Source organism: Thauera phenylacetica B4P (assembly GCF_000310225.1).
Classification (GTDB): Bacteria; Pseudomonadota; Gammaproteobacteria; order Burkholderiales; family Rhodocyclaceae; genus Thauera; species Thauera phenylacetica.
This window is the reverse complement of the sequence record NZ_AMXF01000019.1, coordinates 1-17,695: the sequence shown is the minus strand read 5'-3', so window position 1 is coordinate 17,695 and position 17,695 is coordinate 1. Positions and strand designations below refer to the sequence as shown.

At 66.1% G+C, this 17,695-nt stretch carries 16 protein-coding genes; 13 read left to right on the top strand and 3 right to left on the bottom strand.

Annotation, left to right across the window (positions count from 1 at the left end):
• Positions 1–189: 189 nt before the first annotated feature.
• The 13 genes from C667_RS04905 (at position 190) to C667_RS04850 (ending at position 12,028) form a co-directional block, all read left to right on the top strand.
• A complete protein-coding gene (locus tag C667_RS04905; protein WP_004357882.1) occupies positions 190–1,269 on the top strand; it encodes a glycosyltransferase in 1,080 nt (359 codons plus the stop codon).
• 43 nt (positions 1,270–1,312) lie between these two features.
• Positions 1,313–2,641: a UDP-glucose dehydrogenase family protein gene (locus C667_RS04900; RefSeq protein WP_004357880.1), complete on the top strand. Its 1,329-nt coding sequence runs from the start codon at positions 1,313–1,315 to the stop codon at positions 2,639–2,641.
• A 25-nt stretch (positions 2,642–2,666) separates the two neighbouring features.
• On the top strand, positions 2,667–3,713 hold the full coding sequence (locus tag C667_RS04895; protein ID WP_004357878.1) for a polysaccharide biosynthesis protein: 1,047 nt from the start codon (positions 2,667–2,669) through the stop codon (positions 3,711–3,713).
• A 4-nt stretch (positions 3,714–3,717) separates the two neighbouring features.
• A complete protein-coding gene (wbjC, locus tag C667_RS04890) occupies positions 3,718–4,845 on the top strand; it encodes a UDP-2-acetamido-2,6-beta-L-arabino-hexul-4-ose reductase (protein WP_004357876.1) in 1,128 nt (375 codons plus the stop codon).
• Positions 4,846–4,868: 23 nt separating this feature from the next.
• A complete protein-coding gene (locus tag C667_RS04885) occupies positions 4,869–6,158 on the top strand; it encodes an AAA family ATPase (RefSeq protein WP_004357874.1) in 1,290 nt (429 codons plus the stop codon).
• A complete protein-coding gene (locus tag C667_RS04880) occupies positions 6,155–6,736 on the top strand; it encodes a hypothetical protein (protein ID WP_004357872.1) in 582 nt (193 codons plus the stop codon). Before C667_RS04885 ends, C667_RS04880 begins: the two co-directional genes overlap by 4 nt.
• Positions 6,737–6,760: 24 nt before the next feature.
• Complete coding sequence (gene wecB / locus C667_RS04875) at positions 6,761–7,897, top strand: non-hydrolyzing UDP-N-acetylglucosamine 2-epimerase (protein ID WP_004357870.1); 1,137 nt, start codon at positions 6,761–6,763, stop codon at positions 7,895–7,897.
• Between the two features lie 4 nt (positions 7,898–7,901).
• Positions 7,902–8,876 carry a glycosyltransferase family 4 protein gene (locus C667_RS04870; RefSeq protein WP_245538426.1) on the top strand — a complete coding sequence of 325 codons (975 nt, stop codon included), beginning with the start codon at positions 7,902–7,904 and terminating at the stop codon, positions 8,874–8,876.
• Positions 8,855–9,088, top strand: coding sequence for a hypothetical protein (locus C667_RS26335; protein WP_245538425.1), 234 nt, complete (start codon positions 8,855–8,857; stop codon positions 9,086–9,088). The genes C667_RS04870 and C667_RS26335 overlap by 22 nt, the downstream gene beginning before the upstream one ends.
• Positions 9,089–9,358: 270 nt before the next feature.
• A complete protein-coding gene (locus tag C667_RS04865) occupies positions 9,359–9,913 on the top strand; it encodes a WbuC family cupin fold metalloprotein (protein WP_004357868.1) in 555 nt (184 codons plus the stop codon).
• Positions 9,914–10,326: 413 nt separating this feature from the next.
• The gene (locus C667_RS25570) at positions 10,327–10,929 is read left to right on the top strand and encodes a hypothetical protein (RefSeq protein WP_157302194.1); all 603 of its coding nucleotides are present in this window, start codon (positions 10,327–10,329) and stop codon (positions 10,927–10,929) included.
• A gap of 507 nt (positions 10,930–11,436) precedes the next feature.
• Positions 11,437–11,718: a BrnT family toxin gene (locus C667_RS04855; RefSeq protein ID WP_004357864.1), complete on the top strand. Its 282-nt coding sequence runs from the start codon at positions 11,437–11,439 to the stop codon at positions 11,716–11,718.
• On the top strand, positions 11,708–12,028 hold the full coding sequence (locus C667_RS04850; RefSeq protein WP_004357863.1) for a helix-turn-helix domain-containing protein: 321 nt from the start codon (positions 11,708–11,710) through the stop codon (positions 12,026–12,028). The genes C667_RS04855 and C667_RS04850 overlap by 11 nt, the downstream gene beginning before the upstream one ends.
• Positions 12,029–12,685: 657 nt before the next feature.
• On the opposite strand, the gene C667_RS04845 is transcribed toward C667_RS04850, so the two are convergent.
• From C667_RS04845 to C667_RS04835, 3 genes are all read right to left on the bottom strand, one after another.
• On the bottom strand, positions 12,686–13,735 hold the full coding sequence (locus C667_RS04845; RefSeq protein ID WP_004357862.1) for a Fic family protein: 1,050 nt from the start codon (positions 13,733–13,735) through the stop codon (positions 12,686–12,688).
• An 894-nt stretch (positions 13,736–14,629) separates the two neighbouring features.
• Positions 14,630–16,462, bottom strand: a complete 1,833-nt coding sequence (locus C667_RS04840; protein WP_004357861.1) for a bifunctional metallophosphatase/5'-nucleotidase — start codon at positions 16,460–16,462, stop codon at positions 14,630–14,632.
• A gap of 359 nt (positions 16,463–16,821) precedes the next feature.
• On the bottom strand, positions 16,822–17,133 hold the full coding sequence (locus C667_RS04835) for an H-NS histone family protein (protein WP_004357860.1): 312 nt from the start codon (positions 17,131–17,133) through the stop codon (positions 16,822–16,824).
• Positions 17,134–17,695 lie beyond the last annotated feature (562 nt).

The window sequence follows — 17,695 nt, the reverse complement described above, 5'->3', positions numbered from 1 at the left end:
TTATCGCGTACTGCTTTAGGTTTGAAGCGTAATCGGTATTGGATTGAAGAATTGGGCGGATGCTGGATGGTTCATAAATCGCAAGTGTTGGTTTTTAATCGGACCTTTCTGCCTGGATTCAAGGCCGGCGGTCCGATCCGTTCGATCTCGAACTTGATCCGCCGGCTGGAAGATCGTTTTGATTTTGCAGTGGTCACGCGCGACCGCGACATGGGCGACACGGTGCCGTATCCCGGGATGAAGAGCGGCGACTGGAATCGGGTCGAGGGCTGCAAGGTGTTCTACCTCGCCGAGGAAGACGTCTCTGGTGCGGTGGTTCGCAAGGTGGTGCGCGAATCGGGTGCGGACCTGATTTATCTGAACAGCTTTTTCGACGCCATCTTTACCCAGCGCGTGATGTGGGCGCGGCGCTTCGGCCGCCTGGGTGGCGCCGCGGTGTGCGTGGCCCCGCGCGGGGAGTTTTCGGAAGGGGCGATGGCGCAGAAGCGCCCGAAGAAGAAGGTCTTCATCACGCTGGCCGGCTTGATCGGCCTGTACAAGGGCGTGCATTGGCATGCGTCCAGCGAGCTGGAGGCGGCGGACATCCGGCGCGAGCTGCCCTGGGTGAAGCGCGAGGACATCTCGATCGCGCTCAACCTGGCGCCGCCGCGGGATGCGGGCCATGTGGAGGCCTCGCGCAAGGCGCCGGATACCGATGAGTTGGTGATCGCCTTTCTGTCGCGGATCGTGCCGAAGAAGAACCTGAGCTTCGCGCTCGAGGCGCTGGCACAGGTGACGGCGCCGGTGCGGTTTCTGGTGTTCGGTACGCGCGAGGACGACGCCTACTGGAAGGTGTGCGCCGACCTGATCGAGCGCCTGCCGCCCAACGTGCGGGTGGAGTACCGCGGCTTCGTGCATCCGGACGATGTGCCGGCGGGGCTGGCCGAAGCCGATCTGTTCTTCTTCCCGACCCTGGGGGAGAACTACGGCCACGTGATCCACGAGGCGCTGTGCGCCGGGCTTCCGGTGTTGCTGAGCGACCAGACGCCCTGGGAGAAGGTGGTGGATAAGCAGGTGGGCTGGATTCACCCGCTCGGCGACCCGGCACCGTATGCGCGCTCGATCGACACGTATTGGGCGATGAGCGTGGACGCGCGCGCGGCGATGGCGCAGCGGGCCATCGCCTACGGCGACGAGGTGGCGCGCAACGATTCGGCGGTGCAGGACCACATTCGCATGTTCGATCGCTTGACGCGCGCGCATGCGGGCGCCGGCAACGTCGGCGCTTGAAGATTCGGTTTTTTGATTCGAGCCCGATCGGGCGAGGTAGAAGATGAAATTGTCAATTTTCGGGACGGGCTATGTCGGCCTGGTCACAGGGGCCTGCCTGGCCGAGGTCGGCCACAACGTGGTGTGCATCGACATCGACCAGGGCAAGATCGACCGCCTCAACCAGGGGCAACTGCCGATCTGGGAGCCGGGGCTGGATGCGATCGTGGCGCGCAACGTGGGCGAGGGCCGGCTGCGCTTTACCACCGACGTGGCGCTGGCGGTGGCGCATGCCGAGATCCAGTTCATCGCCGTAGGCACCCCGCCCGACGAGGATGGCTCGGCCGACCTGCAGTATGTGCTGGCGGTGGCCGAGAGCGTGGCGCGCAACATGGCGGGCTACAAGGTGATCGTGAACAAGTCGACCGTGCCGGTGGGCACCGCCGACAGGGTGCGCGAGCGGGTGGCGGCGGTGCTGGCCGAGCGCACTGTCGAGCTGCCGTACGACGTGGTGTCAAACCCGGAATTCCTCAAGGAAGGGGCGGCGGTGGGCGACTTCCTCAAGCCCGACCGCATCATCGTCGGCACCGAGTCGGACAAGGCGCGCCGCCTGATGCACGACCTGTACGAGCCCTTCAACCGCAACCATGAGCGCACGATGTTCATGGACGTGCGCAGCGCCGAGCTGACCAAGTACGCGGCCAACGCGATGCTGGCGACCAAGATCAGCTTCATGAACGAGCTGGCCAACATGGCCGAGATCCTGGGCGCGGACATCGAGGAGGTGCGCAAGGGCATCGGCGCGGACCCGCGCATCGGCTACCACTTCATCTATCCGGGCTGCGGGTACGGCGGTAGCTGCTTCCCGAAGGACGTCCAGGCGCTCGGCCGCACGGCGGACCAGATCGGCTACGAGGCGCCGCTGCTGAAGGCGGTGGAGTCGGTGAACAACCGCCAGAAGGGGGTGCTGTTCGCCAAGTTGGCGCGCCACTTCGGCGGTGCGGACAAGCTGGCGGGCAAGACAGTGGCGGTGTGGGGCCTGGCCTTCAAGCCCAACACCGACGACATGCGCGAGGCGCCGAGCCGCACCCTGATCGAGGCCCTGTGGGCCGCGGGTGCGCGCGTGCAGGCCTTCGACCCGGTGGCGATGGAGGAGACCCGCCGCATCTACGGCGAGCGCGACGACTTCACCCTGGCGGCGAACAAGTACGCCGCGCTGGAGGGCGCCGACGCGCTGGCGATCTGCACCGAATGGCAGCAGTTCCGCGCGCCGGATTTCGACGAGATGCAGAGCCGCTTGACCGCGCGTGTGATCGTGGATGGCCGCAACCTGTTCCACCCCGATCGCCTGCGTGCGGACGGCTGGTCGTATTACAGCGTCGGTCGCGCCTGAGCACCGTAATCGAGAGGAAATGACCGTGTTCCTGAACAAGACTCTGCTGATCACCGGTGGCACCGGTTCGTTCGGCAATGCCGTGCTGAAGCGCTTCCTGGATTCGGACATCGGCGAGATCCGCATCTTCAGCCGCGACGAGAAGAAGCAGGACGACATGCGCAAGCGCTACAACAGCGCCAAGCTCAAGTTCTACATCGGCGACGTGCGCGACCAGCGCAGCGTGGAGCAGGCGATGCGCGGGGTGGATTTCGTCTTCCACGCCGCGGCGCTCAAGCAGGTGCCGTCGTGCGAGTTCTACCCGATGCAGGCGGTGCGCACCAACGTGCTGGGCACCGAGAACGTGCTCGAGGCGGCGATCGCCGCCGGGGTCAAGCGCGTGGTGGTGCTGAGCACCGACAAGGCGGTGTACCCGATCAACGCCATGGGCATCTCCAAGGCGATGATGGAAAAGGTGATGGTGGCCACCAGCCGCAACCTGGAAGGCACCGGCACGGTGATCTGCGGCACGCGCTACGGCAACGTGATGGCCTCGCGCGGGTCGGTGATTCCGCTGTTCGTCGAGCAGGTGCTGGCGGGCAAGCCGATCACCATCACCGACCCGAGCATGACGCGCTTCATGATGACGCTGGCCGATGCCGTGGATCTGGTGCTGTATGCCTTCACCCACGGCAACAACGGCGACATCTTCGTGCAGAAGGCGCCGGCCGCCACCATCGAGACCCTGGCGCGCGCGGTGACCGGGCTGATGGGCAAGCCCGAGCACGCAGTCAACATCATCGGCACCCGCCACGGCGAGAAGCTCTACGAGGCGCTGCTGAGCCGCGAGGAGCGCGCCTGCGCCGATGACATGGGCGACTACTTCCGCGTGCCGGCGGACGGACGCGACCTCAACTACGGCAAGTTCGTGGACCAGGGCGAAGCCAGGCTGACCCAGACCACGCACGGCGAGGACTACAACTCGCACAACACCACGCGGCTGGATGTGGACGGCATGACGCAGCTGCTGCTGAAGCTCGAAGGCATGCAGCGCATCGCGCGCGGCGAGACGACCACCGTCGAGGAGTGCTGAAGCGATGAAGGTCCTGATCACCGGCGCCGGCGGCTTTGTCGGCAAGAACCTGCAGCAGCACCTGGCCGAGCGCAAGGACGTGGAGGTGGTGTGCTTCACGCGCGCCAACACCGCGGCCGAGCTGCCGCGCCTGCTCGAAGGGGTGGAGTTCGTCTTCCACCTGGCCGGGGTGAACCGGCCGCAAGACCCGCAGGAGTTCGTCACCGGCAACGCCGACCTGACCGCCGCGCTGGGGCAGGCGGTGGAGGGCGAGATGCGCGCGCGCGGTCGCAAGATCGCCATCGTGTGCACCTCGTCCACCCAGGCCGCCCGCGACAACCCCTACGGCGCCAGCAAGCGCGCGGCCGAAGAGGCGCTGCGCGCCTTTGCGGCGCGCACCGGCGCGGCAGCGCACGTCTTCCGCCTGCCCAACGTGTTCGGCAAGTGGTGCCGGCCGAACTACAACTCGGCGGTGGCGACCTTCTGCCACAACATCGCGCGCGGCCTGCCGATCCAGATCAACGACCCGGCCGCGCCGGTGACGCTGGTGTATGTGGACGACGTGGTCGAGCGCTTCATCCAGCTCATGGACGGCGCCGACGCCGCGGTGGATGCCGAAGGCTTTGCCACTGTGACGCCGCAGTACACCACCACGGTGGGCGAGATCGCGGGGCGGATCGAGACCTTCCGCGCCAGCCGAGACACGCTGGTGACCGAGCGCGTGGGCACCGGCCTGGTGCGCGCGCTGTATTCCACCTACGTGAGCTACCTGCCTCCGGAGTTGTTCGCCTACCCCGTGCCGATGCACGGTGACGCGCGCGGCGTGTTCGTGGAGATGCTGAAGACGCCTGACTGCGGGCAGTTCTCCTTCTTCACCGCGCACCCGGGCATCACCCGCGGCGGGCATTACCACCACACCAAGACCGAGAAGTTCCTGGTGATCAAGGGCGAGGCGCGCTTCAAGTTTAGGCAGATGCAGACGGGCGAGACGCACGAGCTGGTGACGAGTGGTGCGAAGGCCGAGATCGTGGAGACGGTGCCGGGGTGGACGCACGACATCACCAACATCGGCAGCGACGAGATGGTGGTGATGCTGTGGGCGAACGAGGTGTTCGACCGGGCGAAGCCGGATACGTATCCTTGCGTGCTGTGAGTCGGTGACGCAAGAGGATTGAGATGCTGAAATCGCTACACCTGTCGGGTGTTGGGCCCGCCCGTGAGTTTGGACCGGTGGAGTTCGCGCCCCGGCTCAACTTCATTACCGGCGACAACGGCCTGGGCAAGAGTTTCGTGCTCGATGCCGCATGGTGGGTGCTTACTCGCACCTGGGCACGCGGCTCAGAGGCGGTGCCGCAACGAGATGCAAAGCGCGCGAGCATTGCGTATGCCTACACAAAATCGACTAGGGGGGATTTCGTAGAGCAAAGCGTCTATAGCAGGCTCGATCAGGCATGGCCGGTCAAACAGGGCCGACCACCGATTCCGGGGGCGGTAATTTATGCCGGTGTCGACGGCAGCTTCTCGGCGTGGGACCCGGCGCGGAACTACTGGAGTGACAAAGAGGCGCTCGCGAGCGAACGGCTCAGAGCGTTCAATTTCACGCCGGGGCAGGTCTGGACGGGGCTGCAAGGCCCCAGCGGAATTACTCACTGCAATGGGCTCATACAGGACTGGGTGCTCTGGCAGAAAAGCGGTGATCCGGCTTTTGACGACTTGGTCAAGGTTTTGGATGCTTTATCCCCATCCATTAACGAGAAGCTGGCGCCGGGCAAGCCGGTGAGGATCGGGCTGGATGTGACGGATTACCCATCGTTGCGCATGCCTTACGGGCAGGACGTGGCGCTGATTCACGCCTCGGCCGGCATGCGTAGAATTGCAGCGTTGGCCTATCTGCTGGTATGGACCTGGCGCGAACATCGGCTCGCTTGCGAGCAGACCGGACGCAAGCCGGCAAAGGAAATCATTTTTCTGATCGACGAGATCGAGTGCCACCTGCACCCACAGTGGCAGCGCCGCATCGTTCCTGCTTTGCTGCATGTCATGAAAGCGCTGACCGGGAAGAATGTGCCTGTGCAAGTCCTCGTGGCGACGCATTCGCCACTCGTACTGGCCTCGGCCGAGCCGTCGTTCGACCCCTCGCAGGATGCGGTCTTTACGATCGGGCTGCGCGAAGGGCAGGCGGTGATCGCGCGGGACTCCTGGGCAAAGCAAGGTGACGTGGTGAATTGGCTGGTGTCCGATGCGTTCGGTTTGCAGCAGGCGCGCTCGGTAGAGGCCGAAGAGGCGATAGAGGCGGCAGAAGCATGGATGCGAGGCGAGCGCGATGCGCTTCCGGCGCACCTGGCCAACGAACGGGCCATCCATCGAGCGCTAGAGCATGTGCTGCCAGGGGGGGATCATTTCTGGCCGCGATGGATCGTTTGGGTCGAGAGCCGGAAGACGGTGCAGCGAGGAGGGGGTTTGTGATTCCGGTTGCCAACCCCATCACCGAACCCGCGGATTTTGATCAAAGGTGCCGGAAGAGAGGTCTGCAATGGCTGAATCGGAACCCGGACACCAAGCGCCCCGCCGATTATTGGTCCGAATTCCGCGCTGAGCTCGCTGTGGGGTTTCAAGACCGCTGCGGCTTCGGTGCGATGTGGATTTCAAGCGGAACGGTCGACCACTTCGTGAGTTGCAGCGAGAACAGGTTGAAGGCATATGAATGGTCCAACTATCGGTATCTCGACGGGTGGATCAACAGTTCGAAGAGCAAGAAGCGGTCACAGGATCTGCTCGACCCTTTCGAGGTGGGTGAGGGGTGGTTCGAGATCGAGTTGCCCTCGTTACAACTCAAGCTGACAGATGCCGTGCCGCCCGAGTATCGGAGACGGGCCGACTACACCTTGCGCAACCTCCCCATTCGGGATGACGAGCGACTGATCCGGCAGCGCCGCGCGTGGTATGAACTTTACGAACAGGGAAAGTTAACCCTCGACGGACTGCGCGAAAAGGCGCCACTGATTGCGGCGGCCGTTGAAAAGCATACGGCTGGCAAGGCGTGATTCCTTGTTGAAAATTCTGGAAATATGAAAAAACTCAAAGTCATGTCCGTGGTCGGCACCCGGCCCGAGATCATCCGCCTGTCGCGCGTGCTGGCCGCGCTCGACGAGCATTGCGAGCACGTGCTGGTGCACACCGGCCAGAACTACGACTACGAGCTCAACCAGGTTTTCTTCGACGACCTGGGCGTGCGCAAGCCGGATTACTTTCTGAACAGTGCCGAGGGCAGCACCGGCGCCGCGCACACCATCGGCAACCTGATCATCGCGGTCGACCGCGTGCTGGGCGAGGTGCAGCCCGAGGCGATGCTGGTGCTGGGCGACACCAATAGTTGCCTGTCGGTGATCCCGGCCAAGCGCCGCAAGATCCCGATCTTCCACATGGAGGCGGGCAACCGCTGCTTCGACCAGCGCGTGCCGGAAGAGACCAACCGCCGCATCGTCGACCACACGGCCGACATCAACCTCACCTACAGCACCATCGCGCGCGACTACCTGCTGCGCGAGGGCCTGCCGCCCGACCAGGTGATCAAGACCGGCAGCCCGATGTTCGAGGTGCTCACGCACTACCGCCCGCGCATCGAGGCTTCCGACGTGCTGCAGCGTTTGTCCCTGGAGGTCGGGCGCTATTTCGTGGTGAGCGCGCACCGGGAAGAGAACATCGAATCCGAGAAGTCCTTCACCAAGCTGGTGGCGGTGCTCAACGCGGTGGCGGAAGACCACGGCCTGCCGGTGATCGTGTCGACCCATCCGCGCACGCAGAAGCGGGTGGATGCGACCGGGGCCAAGTTCCACCCGATGGTGCGACTGCTGAAGCCGCTGGGCTTTCACGACTACGTGAAGCTGCAGCTTTCGGCCAAGGCGGTGCTGTCGGATAGCGGCACGATCAACGAGGAGTCGTCGATCCTCAACTTCCCGGCGCTGAACCTGCGCGAGGCGCACGAGCGCCCGGAGGGGATGGAAGAGGCGGCGGTGATGATGGTGGGACTGGAGGTGGACCGCGTGCGCCAGGGGCTGGCGATTCTCGAGTCGCAACTGCGCGGCGAAGAACGCAGCCTGCGCCAGGTGGCCGACTACAGCATGCCGAACGTGTCGGACAAGGTGGTGCGCATCATCCACAGCTACACGGATTACGTGAAGCGGGTGGTGTGGAAGGAATATTGAGGCGATGCGGATTGCTCTGATTGCCGACACCTTCCCGCCGCTGCGCACCTCTGGCGCGGTGCAGTTGCGTGACCTGGCGCGCGAGTTCGTGCGCCAGGGACATGAGCTGACCGTGCTGCTGCCGTCGTCCGAGATCGCCGGCCAGTGGGCGATGGAGGGCTTCGACGGCGCGCGCGTGATCCGGCTGAAGGCACCGAAGACCAAGGACATCGGCTATGTGCGGCGCACGATCGGCGAGTTTGTGATGCCATTCGCGATGCTGCACAACCTGCGGCGCAGCCCGCTGGCCGGGGAGAAGTGGGACGGCGTGGTGTGGTATGCGCCGACGATCTTCCTGGGGCCGATCGCGAGCGCGCTGAAGAAGGCGAGCGGCTGCCGCGGCTACCTGATCATCCGCGACATCTTTCCCGAGTGGGCGGTCGACATGGGGCTGATGGGGCGCGGGCTGCCGTATCGCTTCTTCGATGCGGTGGCGCGCTACCAGTATTCGGTGGCCGATGTGATCGGGGTGCAGACGCCGGGGAACAAGGGCTACTTCGCGGAGTGGATCCAGCGCCCGGGCCGTCGGCTGGAGGTGCTGCAGAACTGGCTGGGCGCGCCGGCTGATGCGCCGAGCACGATCGTGGTGGGCGAGACGGCGCTGGCCGGGCGCAAGGTGTTCGTGTACGCCGGCAACATGGGCGTGGCGCAGGGTATGGGCATCCTGCTCGACCTGGCCGAGCGCCTGCGCGGGCGGGAGGATGTGGGCTTTCTGTTCGTGGGCCGCGGCAGCGACGCCCAGCGCCTGCGCGACGATGCGCACGCACGCGGGCTGGACAACGTGGTGTTTCGCGACGAGATCCATCCGGACGAGATCCCGAACCTGTATGCGCAGTGCCACATGGGCTGGTCGCGCTCGACCCGCGCCACCGCACGCACAACATCCCGGGCAAGTTCCTCACCTACATGCAGAGCGGCTTGCCGGTGCTGGCGAGCGTGAATGCGGGGAACGACCTGGTGGGCTTGATCGAGCAGGAGCGCGTCGGGCGGGCGGTGACCGACGCGTCGGCGGAGTCGCTGGCGCGGGCGGCGTTGGAGCTGGTGGATGCGGTGTCGGCCGACGATGGGTTTGCCGAGCGCTGCAGGGGCTTGTCCGCGCGCCTGTTCTCCGCCGAAACCGCCGTCCGCCAGATCGTGGCTGCCTTGGCCTGAAGTATGAGCGGCGGCAGCCGCGAACATCGTTAGCGCCGCCAATAAAGCCGCGCCGGTTCATGTAAGCGGCAGCCGCGAATAGGGCGGTTACGCCCTCACCGACGCTGGTCGCGTGCGGCACCGCCCAATTCGCGCCTGCCGGCGCTCCTACATTGGGGCGGCGGTTGCTGGGCCGCCATCCGCGCGATGTCTTTCATTTAGGAGCGGCGGCAGCCGCGAACATCGCCACCTCCATACGCCCACCCCCGTTTCCCGCCTTCTGGAGCCACCATGACCATCACCCGCTTCGACCAGATCTACCTTGACACCCTCTGCGCCCAGGCCGGCGCCTCGCCGCGGCTGCGCCAGCACCGCAACGTGCACACCGACTACGCCGATCCCTGCCAGCGCCTGTTCAACGCGATCACCACGCGCAGCTATCTCGTGCCTCATCGCCACGCCCTGAGCCCGCGCGACGAGACCATGCTCGCCGTGCGCGGCCGCTTGGCGCTGGTGGTGTTCGACGAGACGGGCGAGGTGGTGGAGGTGGTGCCATTCGGCGCGCAAGGCGGCGAGGGCGGGCACTTCGATGCGCAAGGCTGCGCGGGTGGATCTTCCGGCATGAACGTGGCCGGGCCAACCGACCGCCCCGCGGCCGGCGTCCTCGTGCCCGCGGGCACCTGGCACACTGTGCTGGCGCTGGACGACGACGCGATCCTCTTCGAGACCAAGGCCGGCCCCTTCGACCCCGCCGCCCCCAAGGAGCCCGCGCCTTGGGCGCCCGCCGAGGGAGCGGCGGAAGCGGGGGCGTATTTCGCGCGCTTGCGGGCGTTGGTGGGCGGGTAGGGCGTTGGTCGCGTGCGGCGGCGCCGCATTCGGGCGGGTGGGGTCAGGTCTTGAATTTGCTCATTTGCGTGCGGCACGGCCCAATTCGCGCCTGCCGGCGCTCCTACATGGGCGCGGCGCTTGCTGCGCCGCCATCCCCGCGATGTCTTTCATGTAGGAGCGGCGGCAGCCGCGATTAGGGCGGTTACGCGCTCGCCGACGCTGGTTGCGTGTTGAGCGGCCCAATTCGCGCCTGCCGGCGCTCCTACATGGGGCGTCGCGATTCGTGCAGAGGGTGCTGTTCCGGGCCCGAAAGGTGGGTACCGCTACGCCGTGCGCTTCAATGACCGAACGATCGCCCGCAGCGTCCGGCTCAGTCGGCCTTGGGGGCGAAGTCGGCGAATACCTTTCGCGCGTAGGCGGAGATGCGTTTCTTGTCGCGCCTTAGCGACTCGATTTCGGATTTCGTCAGCGGTTCGGAAGCCGATGAGGTAACCGGCTTCGTCGGCCGTGAGCGCCTGCGGCTGTATTCCAAAAATTGCTTCAATGTCATGGCCGTAGCGCTCCTGGATCTTGCGGACGGCTACTTTGGGCGGCTGAAGCCGTGCGGTGCGGCTGGCGTTGACAAGCAGTACCACGCCGCCGACCTGTCCGCCCTTGCTTTGGATGAAGTGACCCAGTTCGGCGATCGTCGTTCCCATGGTCGAGACGTCATCGACGAGTACATAGTTTGCGCTGGGTTCGACGTGGCCGTCAAAGTGGGGGCGAAGGCTGATGCGTTCCATCGGGTCGGCGCCGGTGTGGAAGACGCGCTCGCGCTGCACGATGCTCTCGTCCGCGCGCCCGCCGGATGCGATGGCCAACGCGGTAGCGAGCATCTGCGGGATGGCGTTGTCACCGCTCGCTTCGCGTGCATGGGGGCGACGAAAAGGACGCTGTCACCGAATTGTCTTGCGGTGTCTTTGATGAAGTCGGCGGCGAGGTCCCGCAGCAAGCGGCCTGCTGCGGTGGCATTGCCGGCTTTCGCCGCTTTGTAGTCGGCGTGCCCCTTGAGCGCGGCGTCGTTCGTGTAGAGATAGCAAGGCTTGTCCGCGGCATGCGGCAAGGGGTGCGTGCGAATGGTCGCGGCGGCCTCGGTGTCATGCCCTTGCCGTCGAGCAGGGGGCGTTTTTCGGGGGAGCGTCGGGGTGCTGTGAAGAAGGGTGGCGGAGAATGATAAACGGGTAGGAATGGAGGTGGTAGTGGGGTGGATGGGGGCTTGAATTTGCTCATGTTGGGCTGAGCCGCCGCATTCGCGCCTGCCGGCGCTCCTACATTGGGGTGGGGGTTGCTGGGCCGCCATCCGCGCCAATCCCCGCGATGTTTTATTGGGGCGGGGGTTGCTGGGCCGCCATCCGCGCCAATCCCCGCGATGTTTTTCATGTAGGAGCGGCGGCCGCCGCGAATAGGGCGGTTACGCCCTCACCGGCGGTGGTCGCGTGCGGCTCCGCCGGTCCTTTCTTTCCGAGTTTGCCGGCGGTGGGTCATTGGCCTACACTCTTCCCATGGATTTCGAATGGGACGAGGCGAAGAGCGAGGCGTGCTTTCAAGTGCGCGGTTTCGATTTTGCCTATGCGGCCCGGGCCTTCTTCGATCCGGATCGCGTGTTCCAGGCCGACCCCCGGCACAGTCATGGTGAAGAGTGCTTTCAGGTGATGGGCCGGATCGAACAGTGCTTGTTCGTGATCGTCGATACGCCGAGGCGCGACGCCATCCGCATCATTTCCGCACGTAAGGCCAACCAGCGAGAGGTCCGAGACTATGAAAACCGTACGCGTGAAGATTGATCCCGCCGGCTCCGAATCGCAGGATTCCGGGCGCATCGATGCCGCCCGCGTGGATGCCACGACCGAGGCGGACCTCGCCAGGCAGGCCGCGTCCGACGAGGCCGACGCGATGCAGGACGCGGCCAAGTTCGCACGACGCGTTCGCAAGCGCCTGGGCTTGAGCCAGGCGGAGTTTTCCGAGCGGATCGACGTGCCCGTGGAGACGATCCGTAACTGGGAGCAGGGCAAGCGCAGCCCCACCGGCGCGGCCAAAGCGCTGCTCAAGGTGCTGGACAAGGCCCCCGAGGCGGCGCTGGCTGCGCTGCATTGATGGTGCAGGTCTCATTGATGGGTCATCATTGATGGGGTCAGGTCTTGAATTTGCTCATTTGCGTGCGGCACGGCCGAATTCGCGCCTGCCGGCGCTCCTACATTGGGGTGGGGGTTGCTGGGCCGCCATCCGCGCGATGTTTTTCATGTGAGTGGCGGCCGCCGCGAAGAGGGCGGTTACGCCCTCACCGACGCTGGTCGCGTGCGGCACGGCCGAATTCGCGCCTGCCGGCGCTCCTACATGGGCGCGGCGGTGGCTGGGGCGTCGGCGCGTTGATCCAAGCGACGGTTTTCATGTAGGAGCGGCGGCCGCCGCGAATAGGGCGGTTACGCACTCATCGGCGGTGGTCGCGGGCGGTGCGGCTGCTTTCGCGCCTGCCGGCGCTCCTACATGGGCGCGGCGGTGGCTGGGGCGTCGGCGCGCTGATCCAAGCGATGGTTTTCATGTGGAGCGGCGGCCGCCGCGAATAGGGCGGTTACGCACTCATCGGCGGTGGTCGCGGGCGGTGCGGCTGCTTTCGCGCCTGCCGGCGCTCCTACATGGGCGCGGCGGTGGCTGGGGCGTCGGCGCGTTGATCCAAGCGATGGTTTTCATGTAGGAGCGGCGGCCGCCGCGAATAGGGCGGTTACGCCCTCATCGGTGGCGGTCGCCGGGTGATCAGCGCAACTCGTACCAGACGCCTCGGCCGCTGCCTTGCTGGCCAAGGTGTCCGCGCTCCACGAGCTTGCGGAAGTGCGCCTTCAAGGTGTTGCGGCTGGCGCCGGTGAGCCTGATGACATCGCCTATCGTGACGCGCCCATGCTCGCGAGCAAATTCCACGATCTGCAACGACAGCTCCGGCAGGCTGGCCAGCACGAGCTTTTCGCGCTCGACCTTCTTCTCCAGTCGCCGGACCTGCTCGGCCAGGGACCGCAGGAAGAACGCCAGCCACGGCTGCCAGTTGGGCGCATCCGCTCGAATGGTGCCCTGTGTCTGGCGCAGCGCCAGATAGTAGGCCTCCTTGTTGAGCTCGATTACGCTCTCGAGCGAGCTGTACGGCACGTAGGCATAGCCCGCCTGCAATAGCAGCAAGGTGGTCAGTGCGCGGCTGATCCGGCCATTGCCGTCCTGGAAGGGGTGAATCTCCAGAAAAACCACCACGAAGATCGCAGCGATCAGCAGGGGATGCAGCAGCCTGGACTCGCGCTGCGCATCGACCCAAGCGATCAACTCGGTCATCCGCCGGGGCGTATCGAACGGTGATGCCGTCTGGAACACAATGCCGATCTGCTCGCCGTGCTCGTCGAAGGCAGCCACGCTGTTGGTGTTGGTCTTGTACTGCCCCCGGTGCCAGTGATCCTTGTCGCTGTGCTGGAGCAGGATCTGGTGCAGCTGCTTGATGTAATTCTCGGTGAAGGGGATGTCCTGCCAGGCGCTGAACACCACCTCCATCACCTTGGCGTAACCGGCGACCTCTTGCTCGTCGCGCGTGTCGAACCGCTTGATCTCCAGGTTGGCCAGCAGTCGCTCGACCTCGCGGTCGCTGAGCTTGCTGCCCTCGATCCGTGTGGAAGAGCCGATGCTCTCGATGGTGGCCACGCGGCGCAAGGCCGAAAGGCGCTCGGGTGCCAGGGTGCCCAAGGCACGCCAAGCGCCTTTGAACTCATCGATTCTGGCGATCAGCGCCAGGATTTCGGTGGTGATCTGGAGGGTGTCGGTTCGAAGCATGAACCAATGGTACACCCAATTACGCCCGATTCCGGGGCTTTTATGGCGGGGGCCAGGTCTTGAATTTGCTTGATCGCGGGCGGCGCGGCTGCTTTCGCGCCTGCCGGCGCTCCTACATTGGCGTGGGGGTTGCTGCGGTGTCGGCGCGCTGATCCCCGCGATGGTTTTCATGTAGGAGCGGCGGCAGCCGCGAATAGGGCGGTCATGCCCTCACCGGCGGTGGTCGCGGGCGGTGCGGCCGAATTCGCGCCTGCCGGCGCTCCTACATTGGCGTGGGGGTTGCTGCGGTGTCGGCGCGCTGATCCCCGCGATGGTTTTCATGTAGGAGCGGCGGCAGCCGCGAATAGGGCGGTTACGCCCTCACCGACGCGGGTCGCGGGCGGTGCGGCCGCTTTCGCGCCTGCCGGCGCTCCTACATTGGGGCGGTGGTTGGCTGGGGTGCCTGCGCGTTGATCCCCGCGATGGTTTTCATGTAGGAGCGGCGGCCGCCGCGAATGGGGCGGTTACGCCCTCATCGGCGGTGGTCGCGGGCGGTGCGGCTGCTTTCGCGCCTGCCGGCGCTCCTACATTGGCGTGGTGGTGGCTGGGGCGTCGGCGCGCTGATCGACGTGATGTCTTTCATGTAGGAGCGGCGGCCGCCGCGAATAGGGCGGTTGCGCCCTCATCGGCGCGGGTCGCGGGCGGTGCCGCCGCTTTCGCGCCTGCCGGCGCTCCTACATTGGGGCGGCGCTTGCCGGGGGCCTGCGCGCTGATCAACGCGATGTCTTTCATGTAGGAGCGGCGGCAGCCGCGATTAGGGCGGCTGCGCCCTCACCGAGGCTGGTCGCGGTCGACACGGCCGCTTTCGCGCCTGCCGGCGCTTCTACATGAAACGCCACCCAGGCTGGGGGCGATCTATTCGGTGTCCGCGAACACCTGCGTGCTGAAATCCGCGCTGGCGGGGCGGGTGAGGGTGGGGGTTTCGCGGGCGTATTGCAGGAAGGCGTCGGCGTAGGCGAGGAAGGTCTCTTCGCGGCGGTCGGCGGCCAGGGTGCCGAGGGTGGTGTAGCCGTCCTGGCCGGCGGCGATGAAGTCGTTGGTGATCACGCGGTAGGTCGCGGCGTCGTCGAGCGCCACCCACTGGCCCTGCGCGTTGCGGTGCTCGAGTGCGCCGATGCGCTGGCCGAGGGGCTGGCGCAGGTCGACCTGCCAGCGCAGCGCGCCGGCGTAGGGGTAGGAGCCGGTGTTGCCGGCGACCACGCTCTGCATGGCGTCCTCGAGGGTGGCGCGCAGCTCGGCGCCGGTGAGGCTGAGCGCGACGAGCGTGTTCTTGAACGGCAGCACGGTGTAGATGTGCCCGACGGTGACGGTGCCCGCGGCGAGATCGACACGCACGCCGCCGCCATTCTGCAGCGAGATGTCCGCTCCGCCGAAGCGCTGGCCCTGGAGGAGGAAGGCTTCGGCGACGAGTTGCTGGACGTCGCCGCCATGCGCGATCACGTGCGGATCGAGGTTGCAGCCGTCGAGCCGGGAGCGCGAGGGGTCGCGCTTGGTGCCGGGGACGCGGCGCAGGCAGAGGTTCTGCTGCGCGACCGTGACGGGCTCGGCGCCGAATTCCTTGACCTGCTCGGCGTACTCGGCGAGCACGGTGCTGGCGGCCGCATCGGGTTCGGTGACGCGCAGCGCCGGCTGGCTGGCGAGATCGGCGCGGGCTGCGGCGAGGGCGTCGCCGGCGAGCGTGCCGAGGCTGCTGCCGATGAGGATGTGCGGCTGGCCGGAGCAGGACTTGACCTCGCCGTCGCCGTCGAAGAGCACCTCGAGCTCGCCGACCACGGCGCTGTATTGCCAGGCCTGGACGACGCAGACGGTGTCGCCGTCCTTGTTGCGCGCTGCGGTGGGGTAGGCGCCGACGGGCGCGAGGCCGAAGGTCTTGAGGCTGTCGTCGCCGAGCAGGCTGTGCGAGTCGCCGCCGACGATGACGTCGACGCCGGAGAGCTGCGCGGCGATCGCCTGGTCCTGGGTGTAGCCGAGGTGCGAGAGCAGGACGATCTTGTCGATGCCCTGGGCGCGCAGGCGGTCGATCTCGCCTTGGGCGGCGTCGACTTCGTCGAGCAGGCGGGTGCCGGGGTCGGGGCGCGAGGCGTTCTGGGTCTTGGCGGCGGTGGTGAGGCCGACGATGCCGATGCGCTCGCCGCCACGCTCGAGCACCACGGAGGGCCGCACGCTGTCGCCGCCGAGCGGCGAGCCGGCGCGCGGGGCGAGGTTGGCCGAGAGCACCGGGGTGCGGCAGTCGGGCGCGGACCAGAGGTGGTCGATGAAGGTCCTCAGGCCGGCGTCGCCCGAGTCGAGCTCGTGGTTGCCGACGGCCAGGGCGTCGAAGCAGACGCGGTTCATCAGCGCGGCATCGGCCTCGCCTTCGCTGAGGGTGTAGTAGAGCGTGCCGGTGATGGCGTCGCCGGCGTGCAGCTTGAGCACGTTGTCGTGGCGCGCGGAGAGCTCGGCTATGGCGGTGGCGACGCGTGGGAAGCCGCCGAGCTTGATGGGCACGCTGGTGCGGGTGTCGTCGCTGCCGGTGCGCAGGCGCAGGCTGGCGTCGGATTCGTCGAGGTTGGAGTGGTGGTCGTTGATGTGGAGGATGGCCAGGCGGTAGTCGGGCTTGGGCGCGTCGTCCGATGAGGAGTCGGTGCAGCCGGTGAGCGCGATCGCGCCGGCGAGGAGGAGCAGCCCGGGGAGCTTGGGGTGACGCATGGCGGAGCCTCGTGTCCGTTTCGGGGATGGACGGAGGATCGCGGCGGGAGGTTAAGCGGTGATGAAAGTCGGCGGGGTGGTTTTGGTGGAGGCGTATGGGTTGGAATGCAGGCGCGGCGCAAGCGGCGAATAGGGCGTTTTGAATTGGCGACATCGCCGCTTCACCGCTGCATTCGCGCCTGGCGGCGCTCCTGCATGGGGCGTCGCGGATGGCGTTTCGTTTGGTCGATGTGCTGGAGGGGTTGCGATGCGGCCGTCGGAAAAGAAAAACCCCGTCCGGATTACGCCGCTTTCGCCGCGTCATGATCGGATCGGGGTTTTATGCCGGGGTTTTGCCCCGGTGCGTTACCGCAAACGGCTTAGATCAGGAATTCGTCCTTGTTGCGGCCGGCTTCGATGTAGGCGCGCATCCACTTGGGCGTTGCGCCGCGGCCGACCCAGGTCTCGCCGGTGGCGGGGTCGCGGTATTTGGCCTTGAGCGCGGTCTTGGTCTTTTGCGGAGCGGCCGATTCGCGGCTCGACTGGAAGCCGAGATCGGCGGCGCTGAGGCCATAGGCGGCGACCTTCTGCTTGACGTCGGCGATGATCTCGGCGAGCTCGCGCTTGCGCAGTTCTTCGGCCTGGGATTGGAGTGCGGCGATCTTTTCCTGCAGTTCGGCGTAGGTGGTCATGGCTGTTTTGTATTGTGATGGATGAAAACAGTCCCGATTGTACGCCGATGAAAAACGTTTTTGAAAGGGGGTATCGAAAAATTCCGGATTAAATGGCCGATGACTTAATCCGAACGGTTTGTGGTGCCCAGCCGAATGAGCGTATTAGGAACGACGGATAACAGGCCCAACATAAACCGCCGCGGCTCGGCGCAATGCAGGAGCGGCGGCAGCCGCGAATGGGCCGACATGCAATCGACGCGGATGCCGACATGCAATCGATGCGGATGCCGATCTGGCGCGCCCGCTTTCGCGCCTGCCGGCGCTCCTACATGAAACCGACGCGTGCCGGGACGATGTCACCACCCCCGCGGGACGATGTCACCACCCCCGCGGGACGATGTCACCACCCCCGCGGGACGATGTCGCCGCGCCCGCGGGACGATGTCACCACGCCCGCGGGACGATGTCGCCGCGCCCGCGGGACGATGTCGCCACGCCCGCGGGACGATGTCGCCACGGCTCGGCGCAATGTAGGAGCGGCGGCAGCCGCGAATGTGGCTGATGTGCAATCGACGCGGAT

Bases quoted from the DNA above. Each gene is read 5' to 3' on its own strand.
- C667_RS04900 (WP_004357880.1), top strand. From the start codon at position 1,313: ATGAAATTGTCAATTTTCGGGACGGGCTATGTCGGCCTGGTCACAGGG.
- wbjC (WP_004357876.1), top strand. From the start codon at position 3,718: ATGAAGGTCCTGATCACCGGCGCCGGCGGCTTTGTCGGCAAGAACCTG.
- C667_RS04885 (WP_004357874.1), top strand. From the start codon at position 4,869: ATGCTGAAATCGCTACACCTGTCGGGTGTTGGGCCCGCCCGTGAGTTT.
- wecB (WP_004357870.1), top strand. From the start codon at position 6,761: ATGAAAAAACTCAAAGTCATGTCCGTGGTCGGCACCCGGCCCGAGATC.
- C667_RS04870 (WP_245538426.1), top strand. From the start codon at position 7,902: ATGCGGATTGCTCTGATTGCCGACACCTTCCCGCCGCTGCGCACCTCT.
- C667_RS04865 (WP_004357868.1), top strand. From the start codon at position 9,359: ATGACCATCACCCGCTTCGACCAGATCTACCTTGACACCCTCTGCGCC.
- C667_RS04855 (WP_004357864.1), top strand. From the start codon at position 11,437: ATGGATTTCGAATGGGACGAGGCGAAGAGCGAGGCGTGCTTTCAAGTG.
- C667_RS04845 (WP_004357862.1), bottom strand. From the start codon at position 13,735: ATGCTTCGAACCGACACCCTCCAGATCACCACCGAAATCCTGGCGCTG.
- C667_RS04840 (WP_004357861.1), bottom strand. From the start codon at position 16,462: ATGCGTCACCCCAAGCTCCCCGGGCTGCTCCTCCTCGCCGGCGCGATC.
- C667_RS04835 (WP_004357860.1), bottom strand. From the start codon at position 17,133: ATGACCACCTACGCCGAACTGCAGGAAAAGATCGCCGCACTCCAATCC.